At 70.0% G+C, this 21747-nt stretch carries 11 protein-coding genes; 4 read left to right on the top strand and 7 right to left on the bottom strand.

Annotation, left to right across the window (positions count from 1 at the left end):
* Positions 1-222 precede the first annotated feature (222 nt).
* Together RC1_RS18665 and RC1_RS22580 are read left to right on the top strand one after the other, a co-directional pair.
* The gene (locus RC1_RS18665; RefSeq protein WP_041785560.1) at positions 223-5676 is read left to right on the top strand and encodes a DUF4347 domain-containing protein; all 5454 of its coding nucleotides are present in this window, start codon (positions 223-225) and stop codon (positions 5674-5676) included.
* Between the two features lie 61 nt (positions 5677-5737).
* Positions 5738-8476 (top strand): cadherin domain-containing protein, encoded by a 2739-nt coding sequence (locus RC1_RS22580; protein WP_012569021.1) that lies wholly within the window; start codon positions 5738-5740, stop codon positions 8474-8476.
* A gap of 67 nt (positions 8477-8543) precedes the next feature.
* Here the strand turns inward: RC1_RS22580 and RC1_RS18675 are convergent, their stop codons facing one another.
* The 7 genes from RC1_RS18675 to RC1_RS18705 all read right to left on the bottom strand — a co-directional run bounded on the left by RC1_RS18675 (position 8544) and on the right by RC1_RS18705 (position 17404).
* Complete coding sequence (locus RC1_RS18675; protein ID WP_012569022.1) at positions 8544-9542, bottom strand: FAD:protein FMN transferase; 999 nt, start codon at positions 9540-9542, stop codon at positions 8544-8546.
* The gene (locus tag RC1_RS18680; protein ID WP_012569023.1) at positions 9529-10101 is read right to left on the bottom strand and encodes a nitrous oxide reductase accessory protein NosL; all 573 of its coding nucleotides are present in this window, start codon (positions 10099-10101) and stop codon (positions 9529-9531) included. The genes RC1_RS18675 and RC1_RS18680 overlap by 14 nt, the downstream gene beginning before the upstream one ends.
* On the bottom strand, positions 10101-10931 hold the full coding sequence (locus tag RC1_RS18685) for an ABC transporter permease (RefSeq protein ID WP_012569024.1): 831 nt from the start codon (positions 10929-10931) through the stop codon (positions 10101-10103). The genes RC1_RS18680 and RC1_RS18685 overlap by 1 nt, the downstream gene beginning before the upstream one ends.
* Positions 10928-11845 carry an ABC transporter ATP-binding protein gene (locus RC1_RS18690; protein WP_012569025.1) on the bottom strand — a complete coding sequence of 306 codons (918 nt, stop codon included), beginning with the start codon at positions 11843-11845 and terminating at the stop codon, positions 10928-10930. The genes RC1_RS18685 and RC1_RS18690 overlap by 4 nt, the downstream gene beginning before the upstream one ends.
* Positions 11842-13230, bottom strand: coding sequence for a nitrous oxide reductase family maturation protein NosD (locus RC1_RS18695; RefSeq protein ID WP_012569026.1), 1389 nt, complete (start codon positions 13228-13230; stop codon positions 11842-11844). Before RC1_RS18695 ends, RC1_RS18690 begins: the two co-directional genes overlap by 4 nt.
* A gap of 72 nt (positions 13231-13302) precedes the next feature.
* Positions 13303-15231 carry a TAT-dependent nitrous-oxide reductase gene (gene nosZ / locus RC1_RS18700; protein ID WP_012569027.1) on the bottom strand — a complete coding sequence of 643 codons (1929 nt, stop codon included), beginning with the start codon at positions 15229-15231 and terminating at the stop codon, positions 13303-13305.
* 52 nt (positions 15232-15283) lie between these two features.
* Entirely contained in the window at positions 15284-17404 is a 2121-nt protein-coding gene (locus tag RC1_RS18705; RefSeq protein WP_012569028.1) for a NosR/NirI family protein, read from the bottom strand.
* A gap of 448 nt (positions 17405-17852) precedes the next feature.
* On the opposite strand from RC1_RS18705, the gene RC1_RS20500 reads away from it, so the two are divergent.
* Positions 17853-20234: a PAS domain-containing protein gene (locus RC1_RS20500; protein WP_012569030.1), complete on the top strand. Its 2382-nt coding sequence runs from the start codon at positions 17853-17855 to the stop codon at positions 20232-20234.
* 213 nt (positions 20235-20447) lie between these two features.
* Positions 20448-21746 (top strand): alpha/beta fold hydrolase, encoded by a 1299-nt coding sequence (locus RC1_RS18715; protein WP_012569031.1) that lies wholly within the window; start codon positions 20448-20450, stop codon positions 21744-21746.
* The last annotated feature ends 1 nt before the right edge of the window (position 21747 follow it).

Raw genomic sequence — 21747 nt, forward strand, 5'->3', positions numbered from 1 at the left:
CGGTACCCCGATCACCTGACTGCGCAGTTTTCAGATCCGAATTCCTTCCTCCGACACCGCCTTCCTGCCATCCCCTGCTGGAGCCCTTCTTCGATGAGCCTGGACGCCTTCTCCCCCGCGATCCCTGGTGATGCGGTTTCCGCCTTTCCGTCCGTTGATGGGGTTTTTCCCGGTTCCGTCGGTGCCGGATGGGAAACGCCGCGGAATGCCGCCCGGCGGGAAGTGGCCTTCATCGACCGGGGCATCGCCGACTGGCGCACCCTGGCCGCCGGCGTGAAGCCCGGGGTCGAGACCGTGCTGCTGGACGCAGGCGAGGACGGTCTGGCGCGGATGGCGGCCTGGGCGCGGACCCGGCAGGGCTATGACGCCATCCATGTCTTCTCCCACGGCAGCGCCGGGACGCTGATCCTGGGGGCGCTGGTGCTGGATGCCGTGACGGCCGGCGCCCGCGCCGCCGACCTCGCCACCCTGGGGGCGGCGCTGGGCGATGACGGCGACCTGCTGCTCTACGGCTGCGAGGTGGCGAAGGGGGAAACGGGGGCGGCCTTCGTGGACCGGCTGGCCGGGCTGACCGGGGCCGCTGTTGCCGCTTCCGTGGATCTGACGGGTAACGAGGCGTTCGGTGGAACCTGGGCGCTGGCGTACCCTGGCCGCCCTGATGACCTTGGGCCGTTCCCGCTCGTTCCGGCGCAGGTCAGCGCCTTTCAGGGGACGCTCGCCGATGCCAGCTTCACGTTTGATGGCGGAACGGGCGAAGTGAGTCGTTTTGATGGTCCCGACACTGACGACATCCTGTGGACCCAGGATGGCTATACGCTCAAGATAAAGTTCGGGGCTGATATCATAAATGACGGCGTTGGGGAGGTTTTGCCGCTTGGCTATGGCTTGCCGTCGGCGCGGTTGGCGCTCCAGTTGCTCAACTACACATCAGCCACAATCACACTCACCTTCAGTCTTGTCGATGGCTCTTTTTTCACGCTGAACTCCATTGACCTGTCCAATGCAGAAGGCCTCCCCTCCGCCAATGAAGGGGATGATCTTGGCTATGTCCTTTCCGCCTCGGGCAGATCAGACATCACCGGGGCCGTCTACCATTCAGATACGGGGGGAGCATCTCAATATCAGACGATCAGCGCCCCCGGCATGAATTTCATAACGTCGTTCCAGATCACGCTGGCCGATGCTGACAATATCGCAGCCCTCCTGGACAATATCATCTTCTCCAACATCGTCCGTGCCAATGCTCCCGTCATGACGGGGATCGCCGGTACGGTCGCCATCACGGAGGATGTTGCCAGCAGCCTGCACAGCATCTTCGCCGGAGCCAGCTTCACGGACAGCGACAGTGCCAGCGTCAGTTTCACCATCACGGCCAGCGCCGGCACCTTGACGGCCGGTTCGGGGAGCGGGGTGACCGTGAGCGGCACCGGGACCGGCACGCTGACGCTGGCGGGGAGCCCGGGCGACATCCGGACCTTCCTCCAGACCGACGGCACGGTGACCTACCTCCAGGCCACGCCCGATGAGAGCGGCACCAACAAGGCGACCCTGACCTTGTCCTCCGCCGATGACGAGGGGTCGGTGGCGCTGGGCAGCGTGCAGGTGAACATCACCGCCGTGAACGACGCGCCGGTCCTCACCTCCGACGGAGGCGGCGCCACGGCCAGCGTCACGGTGGCGGAGAATACGACGGCGGTCACCACGGTGGTGGCGACCGATGTCGATGGCGACACGATCACCTATTCCATCGACGGCGGTGCCGATGCGGCCCTGTTCAGCATCGACGGCAGCACCGGCGCCCTGACCTTCAAGGCGGCCCCGGATTTCGAGAGCCCGGCCGACAGCGATGCCGACAACAGCTATGCCGTTGTGGTCAAGGCGTCCGACGGCACTGTATCCGACACCCAGACCGTCAATGTCACCGTCACCGACGTCACTGAAGCGCCGACGCTGACGGCCACCGCTGCCAACCCCACCTTCACGGAGGGCGGCAGTGCGGTGGCGCTGTTCACCGGGGCCACCGCCAGCGCCGTGGATGCCGGCCAGACCATCACCGGCTTCACCCTGACCGTCAGCAATGTCGCCTCGGGCGACGTGCTGCGGATCGGCGGGGCCGATTGCGGGTTGGACGGCGACGGCATCTGGAGCGTCGGCGGCGGCACAAACAATGCGGCGGTGGTCTTCACCGGCGGCACCGCCACGATGACCATCACCGGCCTGTCGCTCAGCGCCACCGACTTCCAGACCCTGATCACCGACGCCCGGTTCTCCTGCAGCAGCGACAGTCCCGAAGCGACGGCTCGGACGGTGACGATCACGGGCCTGACCGACAGCGGCGCCAGCAACAACAGCACCAGCCTGGCCCTGGCCTCCACCGTCAGCGTGCTGAGCCAGCCGGACGTGACATCGGTGACGCTGCCGGCGGATTCCACCTACAAGATCGGTGACAGCCTGAACTTCACCGTGACCTTCGATCAGGCGGTGACGGTCGACACGTCGGGGGGGACGCCGCGGCTGGTTCTCGATGTCGGCGGCGAGACCCGGTATGCGACGTTTGTTTCGGGGGACGGCTCGACCACACTGGTCTTCAGCTACACGGTCGACTCAGGGGACACGGATGCGGACGGCATTGCGGTCTCCGCGACCTCCATCGATCTGAACGGGGGCACCCTGACCGGCACCACCGGCAGCGTCAACGCCGACCTTGACCTCGGCACGCCGGGCAGCCTCGCCAACGTCAAGGTGGACGGCGTCGCGCCGACCATCACCGGTGTCAGCATTCCCGACCAGACCCATAAGATCGGCGACACCGTCACCGTCACCATCACGGCCGGGGAGGCCGGGCTGTCGCTGCATGGCGGCAGCGTGAACGGCATCGCCCTGACCGACTTCGCGGACAAGGGCGGCGGCACCTACACCGCCACATATACCGTGGCCGAGGGCAACGCCGACCGGGCGGCGGGCGAGGACATCCCCGTCGAGATCGTGCTGAAGGATGCCGCCGGCAACATCTCCAACAGCTGGACGACGCCGATCAGTCAGAGCAACGACGCCATCGACGCCACTGCGCCGGCGGCACCGACGCTGGGCTTCACCGATACCGGGGTCTCCGACAGCGACGGCATCACCACCGACACCACTCTTGAGATCGGCAACCTGGAGGCTGGCGCCACCTGGCAGTACCGGTTGGACGACAAGGCGAGCTGGGTGGACGGCACCGGCACGACCCTGACATTGGCTGAGGGCGAGTACAGAAACAGTACCGCGGTGGCCGTCCGTCAGATCGATGCCGCCGGCAACCAGGGCGACATCCGGACGCTGACTATCACGGTCGATACGACGACGCCGATCATCACGACGGGCCGGGACACGCCGGCCGATCCCCTGACCAATCTCGATGAACTGATCTACACGCTGTCGTTCGACGAAGACGTGGTCAATTTCGACCTCACCGATCTGGAGATGCTGGGCACCAACGGCAACCCTGGTGCGGTGACGCTGGATCTGACCCAGATTGATCCCCGCAACTACACGGTCAAGGTCTCCGGCGGCAATATCGCCAACTATAATGGGGACCTTTACCTGAGTGTTGCCCAGGCGCATGACATCACTGACGTTGCCGGGAACAAACTGCAGATCGGGGCCGGGAATTTCGTCGAATACACCCTGGACAACACGGCTCCGGCCACGCCGACCCTGGCGCTGTCCGTTGATACCGGCAGCAGCGCCAGCGATCTCGTCACCAGCAACGGCACGGTGAGCGTCAGCGGGCTGGAGGACGGAACGGTCCGCGAATACTCGCTTGACGCCGGCAAGACCTGGACCCCCTTCAACGGCAGCGAGATCAGCCTGAGCGGCGACGGTGCCAAGGCGGTCATCGTCCGTCAGACGGATGAGGCCGGCAATGTGTCCGCCGGGAGCACGCCGCTCAGCTTCACGCTCGACACCACCGCCGCCACGGTGACGTCTGTGGCCGTGCCGTCCAACGCCGCCTACAAGGCCGGCGATGATCTGATCTTCACCGTCAATGTCGGCGAGGATGTCGTCGTCACCGGCACGCCCAGGCTGGGGCTGACCATCGGGTCCAGCACCGTGCATGCCAGCTACGATGCGGCTTCCAGCACGGCCACGGCGCTGAAATTCATCTACACGGTGCAGGCCGGCGATCTGGATGCCGACGGCGTCACGGTCGGGGCGCTGGATCTGAACGGTGGCAGCATCGGCGATGCCGCCGGCAACGCCCTGACCCTGACGCTGAACAGCGTGGGCGCCACGGGCGGGGTGCTCGTGGACGCGGTGGCGCCGACGCTGGTCAGTTCGACCCCCGCGGATGATGCCGGCTATGTGGCGCTGGACAGCACCATCACGCTGACCTTCAGCGAGACTATCTTCATCAATGATGGCGCCAAGTCGATTCACATCTACAGCAAGGGCGCTCTGGTAGAGAGCTTCGTGCTCAGCACGCCGGCCGGCGGGGCGCCGGGTGACGGCGGGTTCCAGATCAGCGGCAACACGCTGATCCTCAATCCCAGCGCGCCTTTTGACGGCGACACCACCTATTCCGTCCGCATCGATGCCGGTGCCCTCAAGGATGCCGGCGGCAATCTTCTTGCCGGCATCACCGATGACACCACGCTGAACTTCAAGACCCTCGACCCCGCCTCCCTGGTGACGGATGCTGCCGGGTTCGACACGACGACCGGCAGCCACATTCTGAACAGCGTGTCGGCCACGGCGGGGAACGAGACGATCATCGTCGCCGCCCCCTCGCATCTCGCGGGCTCGACCCTGGACGGCGGCGCCGGCAAGGACACGGTGCGGCTGGGGGCCGGCAAGGGCAGCAGCTTCGATCTCACCGCTGCGGCGACGGTCGCGGGGGTGGAGACGCTGGTGGTGGACAGCGCCCACGCCGGTCCGGTGACGGTGACGCTGAGCAGCGCCAAGGGCCTGAACAGCCTGACCACGCTCACCGGCACCGGGGATGACGCGCTGGTGCTCGCCGGCGGCGGCACGGCGGAGACCTTCGATCTCTCCGCTGCGGCGCTGTCCGGCTTCAGCGCGGTGCAGATGAGCGGGGCCGCCCTCACCGGCTATACGCTCAGGCTGGACGCCACCCAGATCACGGACATCCAGGCCCCCGGCATGATCGGGGCCGTCACCGGCTCGGCCGGCAGCAACGACACGCTGGTGCTGGCCGGCAGCGGCTACGTCACCCTGACCGCCCAGGGGCTGGTGCTGAGCGGGATCGAGACGGTCAGCTTCGACAACGACGCGCTGAGCCGCACCGTCGTCATCGATCAGGCGCTGAACCTCGCCTTCGGGCTGAGCGGGACCAACAGCGTGTCCACGGCCGTGGCGGCCCTCGACCTGTCGGGCAAGAGCCTGACCGGGGTCGATGCGCTCGTCTCCACCAGCGACACGGGCACCGCCTTCCGGCTGGCCGAGAGCCAGATCGGCAGCGGCAAGGTGACGTCGGTCAGCGGCGGCAGCGGGGCCAGTGACAGCCTGCGCGTGGACGGCGACGCCGTCGATTTCAGCAGCCTGACCCCTGTCGGGCATCGAGACCCTGTCCAACCAGCAGGCGGGCGGCGGCATCGGCGTCACCGACACCGTCCTGGCCGGCCTCACCGCCATCAGCGGCGAGGACGGCTGGATCAGCAGCAACGCCAGCTATGATGTCAGCAAGATCAGCCTGAGCGGCATCTTCGAGCTGCGTTCCAGCGCCAGCGACGGGACCGTGACGATCACCGTCGGGGGCGATCAGATCGGCAGCGGCAAGGTGGAGAGGATCACCGCCCAGGCCGGCGCGGATGTCACCCTGGTGACCTCCAGCGCGAGCTTCGATGCCAGCGAACTGACCGTGACCAACATCGATACGATCACCACGACCCGGGCCGGTGGCACGGCCATCACCGACAGCGGTGAATCCACCCGGATCATCGGCGGCAGCGGTGCGGACACCCTTGCGGGCAGTTTCGGTGACGATACGCTGGACGGTGGCGCCGGCGACGACATCTTCCTCTACGGGGGCGGCAACACCGACAACGGCCGCGACCTGATCCAGAACCTGGCCACCGGCGACATCATCCGCGTCAGCAATGCCGATTTCAGCGCCACCACCATCACGGCGGGCAACGGCACCAGCGTCGGTCTGAACGAAATTCAGATCGCCACCGCCAACGGCAGGACCACGCTTCATATCGGGACTGACGCCCAGGCCGACGCCGCCGATCTGGTGATCGACCTCGACGGCCTCTACACGGCCGACAATTTCAAGCTCAGCGGCAGCGACATCACGGTGAACCTGAACGCATCCCCCGTGATCACAGCGCCCGGGACGGCGGCGGTTGCGGAGAACGCGACAGGGGTGACGCTGGGCACGATCAGCCTCGCCGACGGCGACAACGACGCCCAGACGGTGACGCTGTCGGTGGGCAGCGGCAGCTTCGGCCTGGATACGGCGGGCCTGAGCGTGGTGAGCGACGACACGACGGCGGGGCGGACCCTGGTGGTCTCGGGCAGTGTCGGGGCGCTGAACACGGCCCTGGCGGGGCTCACCTACACGCCGGTCGCCAACACGTCCGGCAGTGTCGATCTCGTGGTCTCCACCAAGGACGGCAAGGGCGGAACGGACAGCGGGACCGTCAAGATCACGGTCAGCGATGTCAATCCCGTGCTGGCGCCGCAGAGCTTCACCGTGGCGGAGAACAGCGCGGCGGGGACCGTCGTCGGCACCGCGGTCGCCAGCGGCGACACCAACGGGCTGATCTGGTCGATCAGCGGCGGCACGGGGGCGGGCCTGTTCACGATCGACGCGGCCAGCGGCCAGATCAAGGTGGCCCAGGGAGCGGTCCTGGATTTCGAGACCACGGCGAGCTACACGCTGACGGTGGCGGTCGATGACGAGGACGCGGACACCACCGCCGATGCCACGACCACGGTGACCGTCACCCTCAGCGACGTGGACGAGACCCCGGTCACGCCGCCGCCTGTGGTGGTGATCCCGCCGTCGCCGCCGGCACCGCCGCTGCCGCCGGCGCCGCCGGGACCACCGGCCGCCCCGCCGCCGCCGCCGGTGGTTCCGACGACGGTGACGGCGACGGAGGACGGGGTGTCGGTGGGCCGCGGCAGCGGCAGCGACAGCCTGACCGGGCGGCCGGTGGAGCAGGTCGTGGTGGCGCCGGTTCCGAGCAGCCGCCAGGATGTCAGCGGCACGCCGACGGCGAACGCGGACATCCGGCTGGGCGGCAGCAGCAGTGCGCCGGTCCTGGTGGCGACGCTGCCGGTGGGGGTCGGGCTGCAGGCCTCGGGGGCGACGACGCTGACCCTGGCGGAACTCTCCGCGGCGGCGGGGGTGGAGGCCGGGCGCATCCAGGCGGCCGGCACGGTATCGACCGGCACGGTCGATCTGGCGGGCCTGTCGACGGTGCTGCCCGGGAGCACGCCGGTGACGCTGCGGACGGTGACGCCGACGCTGACGGCGGGCAGCACGACACCGCCCGGTCAGCCGATCCTCCTCTCGGTGCCGACCTCGACCGACACGTCGGGGATGGTCACGGCGGTGGTGATCGACGGCCGCTCGCTGCCGTCGGGGACGAACATCGAACTGCGCGACGTTGACTATGCGGTTGTGACGGGCAGCGTGTTCGTGACCGGGGGCACCGGGTCGAACGTGGTGATCGGGGACGATGCGCGGCAGTACATCCGGCTCGGCCCGGACGACGACACGCTGCGCGGCGGCGGCGGCGACGACACGGTGGGGTCGGGGGAGGGCCGCGACCTGCTCTACGGCGACGAGGGCAATGACAGCGTGTTCGGCGGGGAGGGGTATGACCGTCTCTCCGGCGGGGCGGGGGACGACACGATCGACGGCGGCTCGGGGGTCGATGTCGTCCGCATCGAGGCGGCGCGCTCGGCGGTGACGCTGGAGGCGGCGGGTCCCTGGGGCGTGCGGCTGAGCGGGGCGGCGACGGGCACGGACGTGGCCAGCGGGGTCGAACTGATCCGGTTCGACGACCAGGTGGTCTATGTCACCCTGCCGGTGCGCTTCGCGGCGGTGCAGCCGGACGGCGGCGGGGCGTTCGACGAGGCCTTCTACCTCGCCCAGTGGGCGGACGTGCGGGCCGCGGTGGCGGACGGCCGGTTCCAGAGCGGCCTGGAGCACTATCTGGCGTTCGGTCAGGCCGAGGGGCGCGACCCGACCCCGCTGTTCGACGAGGAGGCGTACCTGGCCCGCTGGGCCGACGTGCGCGTCGCGGTGGAGGCCGGGCAGTTCCACTCGGGCTACGAGCACTATCTTGCGTTCGGCTGGCGCGAGGACCGCGATCCCTCCGCCTGGTTCGACCTGTCGGCCTATCTGCAGCGCAACCCCGATGTCGCCGACGCCGGCATCGATCCCCTGCGCCACTGGCTCGTCTGGGGCATCGGCGAAGACCGCATCGCCACCGCCGCAGACACCGGCCTCTGGCTCGCCTGACGGGCTCGCTCGACCCGAGACCAAGGGGCGCCCCGCACGCCGGGGCGCCCCTGCAGAGGCGGGGGGCTCAGCCCCCCGCCGCCATCCCCAGAACGGTCGTCCGGCCGTCGGCGCCGGTCAGGAACGCCGTCGTTCCCGGATACCGCGACAGCAGCGCCGCCGCGGCCTCCCCCGGCATGCCGGACAGGGCGGTGGACAGGGCGTCGGCCGTGGTCGCCGTCGGCGCCCCGACGCTGACGGTGCGCCAGAGCGCCCCCGGCCGGCCGGTCGCGGGATCGATCAGGTGGCCGAAGCGGCCGGCCATGTCGAACACGGTGCCCGTGGCGGCCGAGGTGGCGACGGCGGCTCCCGTCAGGGCCAGCGGCCCGTTGGCGCCGGCGTCGTCCAGCCCGACCTGCCAGGGCCGGCCGTCGGGGCGCCGGCCCTGGGCCCGGATCTCCCCCATGTCCACCAGCACGTCGTCCAGCCCCTCCTGCCGCAGCAGTTCCACGATGCGGTCGGTGATGTAGCCCTGGGCGATGCCGTTCAGGGTCGCCTGCATGCCGGGCCGGGCGAAGGCGATGCGACCGGCTCCGATCTCGACCGCCTGGAAGCCGACCAGCCGCCGGACGGCCTCGATCCGGGCCGGGGCGGGGCCGGCGGGATCGGCGCCCGCCTGCGCGAAGTGCCCGGCGTGGAGCGCCCAGAGCGGCTGCACCGTCATGTCGAAGCGTCCCCCGCTGGCCCGGGCGAAGGCGGCCGCCTCCGCCATCAGGCGCACCAGATCGGCGGGGGCGTCGTCCAGGCGGCCGTCCCGGTTCAGCCGGACCAGGGCGCTGTCGGCGCGGTGGAGGCTGAACACCCGTTCCAGCCGCGCCACCTCGGCAAGGCACAACCCGATCAGCCGGCGGGCTTCCGCCGCGTCGGGATGCACCAGCCGCAGACAGGCGTCCGCCCCCAGCGCCGTCCCGCGCCAGCCGTGCAGCAGGCCGGCCCGGGCCGCGGCGGCGGACGGCAGCAGGGCGAGGCCGGCAACGGCGGCGGTCAGGCCCAGGAAGCGGCGGCGGCTCCGGTCAATGCCCTCCATGGCCGCCTCCGCCGGGAGCGTGCGGAGGCATCGCGGCGGGAACGACCTCCGCCTCGGGTGCGTCCGTCTCCAGGATCTCCGCCGGCGTGATGTCGGCGAAGCGCCGCACGGCGCCACCATGCTCCTGTGCGAAGCGGCGGGCCGCCGCCTCCTCGGCGAAGGGGTACAGCTCGGCCCCGGTCATGGCAGCCGGCGCGCTCGACCCGGTGACGTACCAGGCCTGCCGCGCCTCCACCCAGGCGTCGGGATCGGCGGCGTCCGGGGCCGTCGCCCGGCCCATGTCGGAGACGAAGGCGGCGGCGATGGTCTTCGGCTCCTCCGGCAGCATCAGGAAGGCGAAGGTGTCGCGCACCGAGGACAGCCAGACGGGCCGGCTGCGGCCGCGGACATGCACCTGCCCCTTGGGACCGGGATGGTCGGACAGGTTCATGCCGCAGTACTGGCCGACGGCGTCGGCGGTGATGGCGGCGGGGCGGACCGCCGCCTCGGCCCGGGGTTCGGCCCCGCAGCCGGACAGCAGGAGGGCGGCCAGGGCGGCCGTGGCGAGGGGCAGGCGCATCAGATCTGTCTCCGCGAGAAGATGAGGGTGGCTAGGCCGAGGGGCAGCAGCATCCAGCCGGCGAGGGCGGCCAGCAGCAGGCCCGGCGCGGGCGTGCCGTGGGCGGCCACGCCGGCCATGCCGGCATGGCGGCCGACCTCGGGCAGGCCGGCGAGGTTGAAGAGGCGGTAGGCGTCGGCCGGGTTGGCCAGCAGCAGCAGGTCCAGCAGCCCGCTGCCCAGTCCCTGGCCCTGGGTCGCCACCAGCAGGCCGAGCAGCGCCATGTCGTAGAGCAGGACGAAGACCAGCCAGAGCGCCACGGCGATGCCGGCGGCGGTGCCGCGGTCGCGCACGCAGGTGCTGGCGAGATAGCCCAGCGAGACGAAGGCGCCGCCCAGCAGCACGCTCGATCCCAGCAGGGCGGCGAAGGCGGACCAGCTCTCCGGCGCGATCTCCGGCGCCGTGGCCCAGAGCACGGCGCCGGCGCTGCCGTAACCGCACAGGGTGGCGAAGGCGATGATGGCGAGATGGCCCAGGAACTTGCCCAGCAGGGCCTGCCAGCGCGACACCGGATAGCTCAGCAGCAGCAGCATGGTGCCACGCTCGATCTCGCCCACCACGGCGTCGAAGGACAGCAGCAGCGCCAGCAGCGGCAGCAGGAAGATGGTCAGGCTGGACAGGCTGACGATCGTCACCTCCAGCGGGTTGACGCCGACGCTGCCGGTGGGCGCGCTGCCCAGGAAGGTCAGCGTCAGCGCCAGGGCCGCCAGCAGCAGGGTCGTGGCGGCGACCCAGCGGTTGCGCAGGCCGTCTCGCACCTCCTTGAGGGCGATGGTGGGGACCGGGCTCATGCGGCATCCTCGCGGGTCAGGAAGTGGGCGTAGATCTCGTCCAGGCTGGGCTGCAGCACCTGCAGGTCGGCCACCCCGTCGGTCTCCAGCAGGTGCCGCAGCAGCTCCAGCTTGTCGGACGGGGCGCAGGCCAGCTCGACCACCGTGCCGCCCGCGGGCGGCAGGCCGTGGCGGTCGCGCAGGCGGTCCGCGGCCTCCGGGCCGGCCGCCGTCACCCGCAGCCGCACCGGCAGGTCGGCCAGCCGGCGCAGCGTGTCCAGGCAGCCCTCGGCCACCTTGCGGCCACGGTTCATCACGACGACCCGGTCGGCCTGGCCCTCCAGCTCCGTCAGCGCGTGGCTGCACAGCAGCACCGTCGTTCCGGCGTCGCGCAGATCGCGGATGACGGCGTAGAAGCTGCGCCGCAGGGCGGGGTCCAGGCCGGTCGTCGGTTCGTCCAGCAGCAGCAGGCGCGGTGCCCCCAGCAGCGCCTGCGCCAGACCCAGGCGCTGGCGCATGCCCTTGGAATAGGTGCCGATGCGGCGGTCGGCCGCTTCGTGCTCCAGCCCGACCCGCGCCAGCAGGGCCGGGGTGTCGCGGGTCGGCAGGCCCTTCAGCCGGGCGTAGAAGTCCAGACACTCCCGCCCGCTCATGCCGGGATGGAAGGCGACGTTCTCCGGCAGGAAGCCGATCCGCTGGCGCAGGCGGGCCGCCTGCGCGCCGGCCGGGTCCTCGCCCAGGACACGGAGGCTTCCCGCCGTGGGGTGGGTCAGGCCCAGCATCAGCTTGATCAGCGAGCTTTTGCCGGCGCCGTTGTGCCCGACCAGGGCGACGCATTCGCCCGCGTGCAGGGTCAGGTCCACCCCGATCACGGCATCCTGCCGCCCGTAACGCTTCGAGAGGCCGCGGGCGGCCACGGTTTCGCCTGGGGTCATGGCCGGTCTCCTTCCGCCGCCGTCTGCCGGGGCGGCGCGTCCGACGCTGGAATGGCCGGCGGGGTCATCAGGGCGGCGCTGTCCACGACGCCGCCGGGATGCAGCGAAGGGAACTGCTTCTGCGCCCAGCGGATCACCTGGACGGCGGGACTGTTCAGCAGCAGTTTCGCCTGCGGGTGGGCCCAGACCACGCGGTCCACCACGTCGTTGGGCCGGTAGGCCTCGTCCGCGATGCCGTCGCCGTCCAGGTCGAAGGCGGCGTTGTCGCTCCAGTAGTTGCCCACCCCGCCCTCGGACCAGTCCAGGGACCGGGTGCCGACATACTTGACCTGGGTGCGGTTGCCGACGAAGGCGTTGCCGCTCAGGCTGTTGCGTTCGGAGCCGGCGGTGAAGTGGATGCCGATCTCGCAGCCCTCGAAGCGGTTGCCGCGCAGCACATTCTTGTTGGCGTTGTAGATGAAGACGCACTTGCCGGTGCCGAACCGCGGGGCGGTGGGATCGGCGTCGGTCTCCAGCGGCATGTCGGCATCGCGGTCCTGCGACGGGGTGCCGGTCAGCGCCGTCCCGAACCGGCCCGACACGACATTGCCCTCGATACGGGAGCCGTTGGCGTAGTTCAGCAGCAGGCCGTGCTGGCGGTCGCCGCGGGACAGGTTGTCCCGCACGACCAGCCGGTGGGAGTACATCAGCGCGTAGCCGACATCGTTGCCGACCGAGCGGTTGCCGGAGATCTCGCTGTCGTTCGTGTACATGTAGTGGATGGCGAAGCGGACATTCCGGAAGTCGTTGCCGTGGAACAGGTTGTTGCGGCTGGTGGTGACGAAGATGCCGTCGCGTCCGCCCTCCACCACATTGTCCACGACGCGGGTGCCGGGGGCGTTCCAGAGCTGGATGCCGTTGCCGCGCTCGCTCAGCCGCAGATCGCTGCGGCCGTGGATCGTGTTGCCGCGGATCAGGCTGTCCGCCGCGCCCCAGACATAGATGCCGATCAGGGTGCCGCGCAGGACATTGTCCTCGACGACGGCTCCGGTGGCGGTCCTGTCCAGGAAGATGCCGGAATTCTGGTCGAACAGGCTGCCGCCGGAATTGCGGACGTCCAGCCCCCGCAGCGTCACGCCGGGGGCGGTGACGGTCAGGCTGTTGCCGGTTCCGCCACCGTCGATCACGGCGCCGGGCTCCGCCGTCAGGATCACGGGCACGGCGACCGTCACCGGCCCCGGATGCAGGCCGGGGCGCAGCACCAGCGTATCGCCGGGACCGGCGGCCGCCAGCGCCGCCGGCAGCATGCCGGGCTCGACGCCGACGGTGGCCGCCGCGGCCGGCGGGCAGGAAAGCAGGCCCAGCGCCGCGGCGCCGGCCAGCAGAAGGGGGATCGGTCTGGGCACGGGAGCGGTCCTGGCAGCGGGAAGGCCCCCTCCCCGCCGCGGGGTGCGGGGAGGGGAGGGCAAGCTTCGGGCTCAGGCGCTCTTCGGTTCGACGATCATGCGGCCGCCCATTTCCATGTGCAGCGCATGGCAGAACCACTGGCAGTAGTACCAGAACACGCCGGGCCGGTCGGCGGTGAAGGTCACCGACGAGGTCTGCTGCGGCCCGATCTCCATGGCGATGCCGTGGTTGGTCAGAGTGAAACCGTGGGTCAGGTCGTCCACGTCGTCGATGTTGGTGACGTAGACGGTGACCTCGTCGCCTTCCCGCACCGTGAACTCGTCCAGCGCGAAGACCGGGGCGTTGGAGTACATGTAGACCCGCACCTTGTCGCCGTCGCGGATCACCTTGGCGTCCGTCTCCAGCGTCACCCCGTCCGCCGCCGCCTGCCGGCGCGCGTCCTCCCACATCGGGTCGGCGCGGTCGTAGACGCTGCGCGGATTGACCTTGGAATGATGCACGATCAGCGTGTCGTGCGGTTCGGCGAAGGTCGGGCCGTCATGCACCAGCTTCATCTCGTCGCCGGAGATGTCGATGAGCTGGTCGTTCTCCGGCTTCAGCGGACCGACGTTCAGGAACCGGTCCTTGGAGAACTTGTTCAAGGTGATCAGCCACTTGCCGTCCGCCTCCCTGGTCTGACCCATGGAGGAGTGCAGGTGCCCCGGCTGGTAGTGGACATCCAGCTTCTGCACGATGGGGGAGACGTTCTCGCCCGTATAGGCGCGCCTGGCCTTGTCGATGTTCCACTTCACGACCTGGCTGTCCAGGAACAGGGTGGTGTAGGCGTTGCCGCGGCCGTCATAGGCGGTGTGGAGCGGCCCGAGCCCGAGCTGCGGCTCGGCCACCACCACGTCGCGCGGCTTGATCCTGTCATCGAACAGATCGTCGAAACGGCGGACATCCATCACCGTCACGGTCGGCGACAGCTTGCCGTTCGCGGTCAGGTGGATGCCGTCCGGGGCCATGTTGACGCCGTGCGGGCTGTTCGGGATCGGCACGTAGCGGGTGTAGGGGGAGCCGTGGCGGCCGTCCACCACCGGCACGCCGTTGATGACCTGGGCCTTGCCGCTGCGGACGGCTTCCTCGATGCGCTTGAGGTTGAAGACGACCAGCCAGTCCTGCTCCTTGGCCGTCATCTCCGCCAGCGTGACGCCCTCCTCGGAATTGTAGCAGGTGGAGAAGGCGTACTTGCCCTGGTAGTCGGCTTCCGTGTTGTCCAGGTTGCCGTCCACCCAGACCTGCCAGGCCACCTTCATGGTGTCGCCGTCCACGGCCGTGAAGTGGGAGCGGTAGCGCTTGGTGTCCGTCAGCCCCTTGCCGTCGTTCGGTGTCGGCACGCGCTGCTCGCCGTTGGCGAAGATGTAGCCGGTGCGCGGGTACTTCTGCAGCCGCAGCCCGTGGATGGCCGAGGCGTTGGGGATCTCGATGATCCTGTCGGCCCGCATGATGTCGCAGCGGATGCGCGCGATGCGGGTGTTGGCCTTGTCGTTGCAGAAGATGTAGCGGCCGTCGTAGGTGCCGTCCGTGAACGACATGTGCGGGTGGTGCAGGTCGCCGTTCAGGTAGGACCCGCCGCGGCTCTCCAGGAACCTGCGGGTCTCCGGCAGCAGGCCGTCGGTCAGGATCTTCCGGCTTTCGTTGGTCAGGCCCCAGCCGGTGGCGCTGCAGCGGTTGAAGACCGGGATGCGGATCAGCTCGCGCATCGAGGGCAGGCCCATGATGCGGATCTCGCCCGAATGACCGCCGGAATGGAAGACGTAGTACTCGTCCAGGTCGCCGGGCTTCACCTCGGTGACGCTGCGGCCGCTGGCGGCGGCGGCCGGTGCCGGGGCGACCAGCCCGCCGGCGGTGACGGCGGCACCGCCCAGGGCGCCGAAGCCGGCCAGGGCCGCGGCCTTCGCAGTGCCGCCCAGCAGGGCGCGTCGGTTGAGCCCTTCGGTCTTCTCGTTGCTGTCGTCCATGACGTGGCTCCTCGGGAAATCCGCTGTTGTCGGGGAAGGGGATGTGACCGGGTCAGGGCGCGGCCGGGGCGGCTGTCGTCCGGGCGGCGACCGCCGGCCGCGGCGTGGTCGTCGGATCGGAGGTCAGGGCCGCGGCCTGCCGCGCCTTCTTCTTGAGGCGCGCCACCACGACCGGGCAGAGGCTCTGGTGGTGGTACAGCACCTGGCAGTTCAGGCACTGGATGCACTCGTTGGGGTTGATGTGGCCTTCCGGGTGGATGGCCTGGACCGGGCAGTCGATGGCGCAGCGCTGGCAGGGATTGCCGCAGTCGCGGTAGCGCCGCAGCCAGGCGAACATCCGCAGCCGCCCGGGGATGGCCAGCGCCGCGCCCAGCGGGCACAGGTAGCGGCAGTAGAAGCGCTCGATGAACAGGCCGGCGACCAGCAGGGCCACCGCGAACAGCACGAACCACCAGTCGCGCAGGAAGTGCAGGATGATCGCGGTCTTGAAGGGCTCGACCTCGGCCGCCACCTCGGCCGTGCCCAGGCTGTGCAGCGACAGGCCGAACAGCACCAGGAAGATGATGTACTTCAGCGGCCACAGGCGCTCGTGCAGGCCGAATGGCACGGTGATCTGCGGCACCTTCAGCCGCCGTGCCAGCCGGTTGGTCAGCTCCTGCAGGGCGCCGAACGGGCAGAGCCAGCCGCAGAACGCCCCCCGCCCCCAGAACAGCAGCGACGCCGCCACCGAGAACCACAGGATGAACACCAGCGGGTCCATCAGGAAGTAGTCCCAGCGGAATTCGTGGCGCAGGGCCTCCACGAAGGTCAGGACATTGACGACCGAAAGCTGGGCATGGGCGTACCAGCCCAGCCAGAGCAGGGTGAACAGCAGCACGCCGGTACGGACCCGGCCGAACAGGCGGGGCCGGCGGACCAGCGCATCCTGGAAGAAGAAGATCGCCGTGACAGCGCCGATGGCGGCCAGGGTCAGGGCGATGTCCAGCCGGCGCGTCTCCCAGATGCGCTGCCAGAGCGGCACCGGCCCGGCCGTCGGGGTGGCGGCGGCCGTCGCCGCGCTCTGCTGCGCCGGCGTGGGGGCGGGAAGCGCGACGGGTGCGACCGGCGCCAGATAGGTTTCCGGCAGGCTGTAGCCCAGGTCGAAGCTGACGAAGCTCTTGTCCAGGGCGGCGACCGCCCGCTGCACCAGCAGTTGCAGCCGCCAGGGGGCCGCCGGGTCGAAAGCCATCGTCTCCGGCACGGCGAAGACGCCGATCTCCGCCAGCTCCGGTGCCCCTTCCGCGGCGAGGGACCCGATGCGGCGGTGCTGGCGGTCGCGGAAGCGGGTGCCGGCATCGCCCTGGACCAGTTCGATCCGGTCGAAGATGCCGCCGCGGACATAGCCCGAGCCCTTGAAGGAATAGCGGCCGGACGCCCCGATCAGCAGGGCCTGCTGCCCGGGCTTCAGGGTCGCCGCCAGCGCCGCGTACCCGGCATCGCCCAACAGGCTGCGGCCGATGCCGGGCACGCTGGCGACGGCCATGTAGAGGTCGATGAAGGTGTCGTCGTCGGGTCCCGGCTCCGGCCGCTCGATGGCGTCGGCGCGGCCGGTGCGGGCGAAGGCGTCGTTCACGTCGGCCACGGTCAGGTGCAGCCGGCGGACGGACCCGTCCCCCAGCAGCGCCGTCCAGTCGCGCCGCTCCGTCCGGTCCAGGGCGACGGTGCGCGGCGGCGGTGCCGGTGTGGCCGCCCCGGCGCCCGCCAGTCCCAGCGCGGCGGCCAGCCGGCGCGCGGACCGCACCATGCTGTCGCCGATGACCATGACGGTCACCGTGGCGCCCGACACGATGTCCACCGGCGGCTGCGACCCGTCCGACAGGTCGGGCGCGAAGACGTTCCGACCGACATAGCCGGCGATGAAGGTCTCCACCCGCGACACCGGAATGCCGACCAGAACGATGGGTTCGTGGTGCCCGACGAGCTTCGCGCCGGCGATGGTGCCGTCCGGGGTCAGGCCGACGATCACGTCGATGGGGCGGCCGGAATAGCCGGTCGTGTCCACCAGATCGGAGGTCAGGTAAGCGTGACCCAGCAGGTCCTGGCCGCGATAGACCGGCACGGCCGGCCCCCGCGGATCGGGCGAGCCGAAGCGGTCGGCGCCGGGAATCAGCTCGGCCGGGGTGGCGCGATCCATGTATTCGTTAAGACGCGATGTGCCGCCATCGCGTGATTCCGCGTTGGCGAGCGCCGTATCAGAAATATGAATGGCCAGGATAAGCGAAAGCGACAGTAACCACTTCGAAAACAGCGGGAAGGATCGCGTCGATCGCATAAGCCGGCACCTTTCCGCGTCGCTTTCGGCGCGTTTCCGTCTCGGGCGATCTCTGCGGTGATCGGGATCGCCGGTCAAATCGATTCGGATGAAACGACCCGTCGTGCCTCAGAAGGTCACGGTCAGCGTTCCGTCCGTTCGGGACCGGTGCATCTGTAACGACGTCGTGCGGCGCCATCGTTGTGCGGGAACAAACAACCGCCATTCCGGTCGGCTTCCCTCGGCCGTCCGGCCAGGGGCAGGACGCCCGCTGTCCGATGGAATCTATCACTTTTGCCCGGCTCGCCCGGACTCTGCGCGCTGCTAAAGTATGCGACCGGACGCTGACCCACGGGACCACATCCTGCCTTCTCTTCGACGCCTCGGCCAGTTCAGTGGCCTTGCCCTGGCCGGAGCGGCCATCGCCGCCCTGGTCGGCTGGATCACCGGACTGCTGCCGGAGACAGCGCCGACCCGGCCCCTCGCCGCGCTCTGCCTCATCCTCGGCGGCGCAGCCCTGTATGCGGCCGGGCGGCACGCGGCGGGAGCCAGCCCCGCCGGGATGCAGACGCAGGCACAGCTCCGCGAGGAGCGCGACCGCGCCCGAGCCTGCCTGAACGCGGCACAGGTCATGCTCCTGGTGCTGGACCGCACGGGGCGGATCGAAACCATCAACCGTTGTGGCGCCGCCATCCTGGGCCACGCCGACGAAGCGGCCCTGGTCGGGTGCGACTGGTTCGAACTGGCGATCCCGCCCAGCCGCCGGGAGGAGGTCCGCCGCGTCTTCGATGCCCTGATGCGGGAAGAGGCCAGCGCCCCCGAATGGTACGAGAACACGGTCCGGCGTGCCGACGGGTCCGAACGGCTGATCGTCTGGCGCAACGCCCTGCTGCGTGACGCCGACGGGCGGATCGCCGGCATCCTCGCTTCCGGCGAGGACGTGACCGAGCGCAGGCTGGCGGAGCAGCAGGCGCGGGCCGGCGAGGCGACGCTCAGTGCCGTTCTGGACGCGCTGCCGGTCGGTGTCCTGATCGCCGATGCGGACGGACGCATCCTGCGGGACAATGCGGCCCACCGCGCCCTCTGGGGAACGGCGCCCGGGCTTCCGGGGCAGCACACCGGCGGGCGTGTCGGCTGGTGGCCCGAAACCGGCCAGCCCCTCCGGGCACAGGACTGGGCGATGAGCCGGGCCCTGCGCACGGGGGAGGTGGTGCGTGGCGAACTGGTGGAATGTCAGCGCACCGGCACCGGCGAGCGCCGGCTCCACCTGAACAGTGCGGCCCCTGTGCGCGATGCCGACGGCAGCATCGTCGGTGGCGTGGCCGTGGAGCAGGACGTGACCGAGCGCCTCGCCCAGGAGCGGGCGCTGCGCACCCAGTCCGAGCGGGTGGAACTGGCGCTGGATGCCGGGGCCATCGTCGGCACCTGGGTCTGGGATCTGCCGACCGACCATTTCACCGCCGATGCGCGCTTCGCGGCGTCCTTCAACCTCGATCCCGAACGCTGCCGGACCGGCCTCGGCATCGAGGCGGTGGTCGCCTCTGTCCATCCTGAGGACAAGCCCCGCCTGATGGCAGCCATCGCCGAGGCGATCGGCCGGGGTGGTCCCTATGCCTGCCAGTACCGCGTCATGCGCAACGACGGGGTCTACCGCTGGATCGAGGCCAACGGCCGGGTGGAGCATGCGGCGGATGGAACGCCCCTGCGCTTTCCCGGCGTTCTGCTCGACATTGATGAGAGGCGATCCGCGGAGGCGGAGCGGGACCGTATCACCACGCTCCTGCGCACCTTCATCGATGCCGTGCCGGGGGTGGTCTACGCCAAGGACCGCGCCGGCCGCATGCTGATCGCCAACCGCGGCACCAGCGAACTGATCGGCAAGCCGCCGGAATTCTACATCGGCCGCACCGACGCCGAATTCCTGGACAGCCCGGAAGACGCGGCCGTCATCATGGCGACCGACCGCCGGATCATGGACTCCGGGGAGGTCGAACAGGTCGAGGAACAGGTGCGGCTGCCGGACGGGACACCGGCCTTCTGGCTGTCCACCAAGGCACCCCTGCGCGATGCGGCGGGGCGGGTGATCGGCCTGATCGGGACGTCGGTCGATGTCTCCGAACGCAAGCGCGAGGAGGCGCGCCAGGCCCTGCTGATGCGCGAGGTGGATCACCGGGCGAAGAACGCGCTCGCCGTCGTCTCCAGCGTCGTGCGCCTGACCCGGCAGGACACGGTGGAGGGCTTCATCGACGCCCTGGACGGCCGGGTCGCAGCTCTGGCACGGGCGCACTCGCTGCTGGCGCAGGAGCGCTGGACGGGTGGGGAGCTGGGCACGCTGGCGGCTGCAGAGCTGGCGGCCTACGGCGATGCCGCCCGCCTGTCCGGGCCGCGGGTGGTGCTGGTGCCCGACGCCGTACAGCCGACCGCCATGGTGCTGCACGAGCTGGCGACCAACGCGGCCAAGCATGGCGCGCTGTCGCTGTCGGGCGGCCATGTATCGCTGGTCTGGATACGGCGGCCGGAGGGCGGACTGTGGCTGGACTGGCGGGAGGAGGGCGGCCCGCCGGTGCCGGGGCCACCGTCGCGCCGTGGTTTCGGATCGGAGGTGCTGCGCGCCACTGCGGCCCAGTTGGGTGGCCCCGTCGAATTCCACTGGGATCCGGCAGGGCTGCGCTGCCGCCTGGGCATCGGCGCCGAGAACCTCGTCGGCGCCTGAAGACGCCGTCCTGTGTGCGGTGCGGGAACAGCGTCATCATGCGTGCGTTTGAGTGTCGATTCCTGGAGTATAGCTTCCAGAGATCGTCCCGCTCCCGTCCGTGCCGGGACGGATCGACCGACCGCAGTTCCGGGAGGACCGGGCGTGCATGACGCTTCGGATGATGTGAGGACCCGCCACCGGGCAAGCCCCGGCCCGGTGCGGGGGGTACTGGTGCGCCTGTTCTCCCTGCTGCTGGTTCTGGGGCTGGCCGGTGGCTGCGCCGGGTCCCCGGAGCCGCCGCCGGCTCCCGCCGCTCCGATCCCGGACTACGACTACCCGATCGGCAATCCCTGGGCCGCCACGGTGCTGGGGACCCCGCCGGCGATGCGGGCGCCGGAGGACCCGGACCTGTCGCCGGCCCGGCGCGGGCTGACCGTCTTCCCGGACCGGACGATCCCGGACGGCTTCTGGTATCAGGACCGGCTGCGCTATTCCGAACTGTTGCAGCCCGGGCCGGCGCCGCTGGTCTTCGTCGTCGCCGGCACCGGCGCCGACGACCGCGCCCGGCACATGCTGGCGCTGGCCCAGGGGCTGTACCGGGCCGGGGTGCATGTCGTGCTGCTGCCCTCGCCGACCCATCCGAACTTCATCATCGCCGGCAGCAGCACCATGCTGCCCGGCCGGGCGGAGACGGACGCCGCCGATCTCTACCGCATCATGCGGCTGGTGGATGCGCGGCTGCGCAAGGACCACCGGATCACCGGCTACAGCCTGACCGGCTACAGCCTTGGCGCCTGGCATGCCGCCTTCGTGGCGCATCTTGACGAGCGCGAGCGCGCCTTCGGCTTCGACCGCGTGCTGCTGATCAACCCGCCGCTCAGCCTCTACCGCTCGATCCAGCGCATCGACGAGATGCTGCTGCGGGGCCTGCCGGACGGGATCGACGGGCTGAACACCTTCCTGGACCGGGCGGTGGCGCGGCTGACCGCCGTGACCGGCACCGACGCGCTGGATTTCAACGACCCGGACTTCACCTTCGACACCTATGCCCGCCTGCGCCCCGACGACGACCGGGTGGCGACGGCGATCGGTCTGTCCTTCCGGCTGTCGGCGGCGAACCTGATCTTCACCGCCGACGTGATGCGCGGCGGCGGCTACATCTTCCCCGCGGGGCGTCCGTTCCGGACGGTCACCCCGATGTCGGACTATTTCGCCGTCGCCATCCGGACCAGCCTGCTCGACTATTTCGAGGACATCTACGCCGACTATTATCTGCAGCAGAATCCGGGACTGACCCGGGCCGACCTGCTGGACCAGACCAGCCTGCGGGTCATCGGCCCCTGGCTGGAAGCGAACCCCAGGGTCTGGCTGATGACGAACGCCGACGACGTGATCCTGGCACCGGGCGACCTGGAGGAACTGCGTCGCCTGTTCGGTTCCCGCAGCCGCATCTACCCCAACGGCGGCCATATGGGAAACCTCCAGCACCGGGCCGTGATGGCCTTCATCACCTCGTATCTCGCACCATGAG

Origin of the sequence: Rhodospirillum centenum SW (assembly GCF_000016185.1) — a bacterium.
Lineage (GTDB): Bacteria > Pseudomonadota > Alphaproteobacteria > Azospirillales > Azospirillaceae > Rhodocista > Rhodocista centena.

Coding starts and splice junctions, on each gene's coding strand:
- RC1_RS18675 (WP_012569022.1), bottom strand. CDS start 9,542: ATGGAGGGCATTGACCGGAGCCGCCGCCGCTTCCTGGGCCTGACCGCC.
- RC1_RS18680 (WP_012569023.1), bottom strand. CDS start 10,101: ATGCGCCTGCCCCTCGCCACGGCCGCCCTGGCCGCCCTCCTGCTGTCC.
- RC1_RS18685 (WP_012569024.1), bottom strand. CDS start 10,931: ATGAGCCCGGTCCCCACCATCGCCCTCAAGGAGGTGCGAGACGGCCTG.
- RC1_RS18690 (WP_012569025.1), bottom strand. CDS start 11,845: ATGACCCCAGGCGAAACCGTGGCCGCCCGCGGCCTCTCGAAGCGTTAC.
- nosZ (WP_012569027.1), bottom strand. CDS start 15,231: ATGGACGACAGCAACGAGAAGACCGAAGGGCTCAACCGACGCGCCCTG.
- RC1_RS18705 (WP_012569028.1), bottom strand. CDS start 17,404: ATGGATCGCGCCACCCCGGCCGAGCTGATTCCCGGCGCCGACCGCTTC.
- RC1_RS20500 (WP_012569030.1), top strand. CDS start 17,853: ATGCGACCGGACGCTGACCCACGGGACCACATCCTGCCTTCTCTTCGA.